Source organism: Actinomadura rubrisoli (assembly GCF_004349215.1).
In the GTDB taxonomy this organism is placed as follows: Bacteria; Actinomycetota; Actinomycetes; order Streptosporangiales; family Streptosporangiaceae; genus Spirillospora; species Spirillospora rubrisoli.
This window is the reverse complement of the sequence record NZ_SMKU01000646.1, coordinates 1-1,989: the sequence shown is the minus strand read 5'-3', so window position 1 is coordinate 1,989 and position 1,989 is coordinate 1. Positions and strand designations below refer to the sequence as shown.

Genomic DNA, 1,989 nt, shown 5'->3' with positions numbered 1-1,989 from the left:
AAGACCAAAACCATGATCAATTGGGGGGCGGAGATCAAGGTCGGCCGCAAGATCGGTTTCAGCACGGGCGTCTACGACCCCGGGCAGGAGGCCCTGCGCCTGGCGTCTGAGGAGTTCGGCGTGGACGACTTGCCCGCGCCGTTCGGCCCGAGGAACCCGGTGACCGTCCCCGGGCTCACCTCGAACGACAGATGGTCCACGGCGACGGTCGCGCCGTGGCGTTTGGTCAGCTCATGTACTTCGATCACGCCGTCAACGCTCTCCCGCGCCGCCCCGGCCGCACATCGGAACCAGGGCGGGATCCCGCGCTCCGACCGTCCTCCGAGAGCGCCGCGCCGCATCGGACCCAGGGATGACGTCCGCAGGCCGGAGGCGCCCTGCGCAACCGTCCGGCTACCTTCGTGGCGTGGACGAATCCGAGGCGCGCCCCCTCCTGGCCCGCGGGCTCGGCCGGCGCCGGCTGATCAGGCTGGACGCCGGGGTCGCGGCGGCCTACACCCTCCTGCTGCTGATGATCACCGGGGACCGCTCCGCCCCCGCCCTCCTCCCGGTCGCGGTCATCGCCGCGACCGGGTTGCCGCTCGCCGTGCGGAGGATCTGGCCCGTCCCCGCCTTCGCGGCCGTCCTCACGGCCTCGGTCCTGTCGCTCTTCCTGGACCTGGCGTGGGACTCGTGCGCCGCGGCCGCCTACGCCCTCTACCCGGTCGCGCTGACCCGCCCCCGCCGCCGCTGGATCCCGACCCCGCTGATCGGCGTCCTCAGCGCCTTCGTCATCCTCGGCGGCGCCGTGGTCGGCCCCACGGGCTGGCAGGCCCAGCGGTCCGCCGCGCTGCTGCTCGGCCTCGCCGTCCTCGGAGCGTCCTGGACCCTGGGACGCGCCGTCCGCGAGCGCCGCGCGCACGCCGCCCGCGCCGCCCGCCAGATCGCCGACCGCGCCGTGACCGACGAGCGCCTCCGCATCGCCCGCGAGCTCCACGACGTCGTCGCCCACAGCATGAGCCTGATCGCCGTCAAGGCCGGCGTCGCCGTCCACGTCGCCGAGGCCCGCCCCGAGGAGGCCCTCGACGCCCTCCGCGTCATCGAGACGACCAGCCGCGGCTCCCTCGCCGAGATGCGCCACCTCCTGGGCGTCCTGCGCGCCGACACCGCCCCCGAGACCGCTCAGGAGGCCGCCCGGGCGCCCGCCCCCGATCTGTCCGCGCTGACCGGCCTGGCCGAGCGCGCCGCCATGGCCGGCGTCCGCGTCGCCCTCGACGTGCGCGCGGGCGAGCTCCCCGAGAGCGTCGCCCTCTCCGCCTACCGCATCGTCCAGGAGGCGGTCACCAACGTCGTCAAGCACGCCGCCCCCGCCCACTGCCGCGTCCTCGTCCACGCCGACGGCCACCGGCTGCGCATCGAGGTGACCGACGACGGGCCCGGCGTCCGCGTCCTGCCCGGCGGCGTCGCGCCGGGGGAGGGGCACGGGCTGATCGGCATGCGCGAACGCGTCATGATGTACGGCGGCGACTTCACCGCGGGACCCCGCCCCCAGGGCGGCTTCGCCGTGTCGGCCGCCTTCCCCTACGACCCGATCTGACCGTGAAGGATCCCTTGACCGACATCCGCGTCCTCGTCGCCGACGACCAGGCCCTGCTGCGCGGCAGCTTCCGCGTCCTGGTCGACACCGCCCCGGGCCTGGTCACCGTGGGCGAGGCCGGCACCGGCGCCGAGGCCCTCGACCTGGCCGCGCGCGAGCGTCCCGACGTCGTCCTCATGGACGTCCGCATGCCCGAGATGGACGGCATCGAGGCGACCCGGCGCATCTGCGCCGACCTGCCCGACGTCCGCGTCCTGATCCTCACCACGTTCGACCTGGACGCCTACGTCTACACGGCGCTCCGGGCGGGCGCCAGCGGCTTCCTGCTCAAGGACACCCCGCCCGCCGACCTCCTGTCCGCCATCCGCGTGGTCGCCGAGGGGGACTCCCTGCTGGCGCCCACCGTGACCCGC

Annotated in this window: 2 protein-coding genes and 1 pseudogene; 2 read left to right on the top strand and 1 reads right to left on the bottom strand. The window is 75.0% G+C overall.

What is annotated here, in order from left to right; genetic code table 11:
* Positions 1–119: 119 nt before the first annotated feature.
* A pseudogene (locus E1298_RS50000) lies at positions 120–248 on the bottom strand (ATP-binding cassette domain-containing protein); the annotation flags it as partial.
* A 158-nt stretch (positions 249–406) separates the two neighbouring features.
* Between E1298_RS50000 and E1298_RS46470 the strand changes: the two are divergent.
* A complete protein-coding gene (locus E1298_RS46470; protein WP_207945272.1) occupies positions 407–1,576 on the top strand; it encodes a sensor histidine kinase in 1,170 nt (389 codons plus the stop codon).
* A gap of 2 nt (positions 1,577–1,578) precedes the next feature.
* A partial coding sequence (locus tag E1298_RS46465) for a response regulator (protein ID WP_243726263.1) occupies positions 1,579–1,989 on the top strand: 411 nt, incomplete at its 3' end.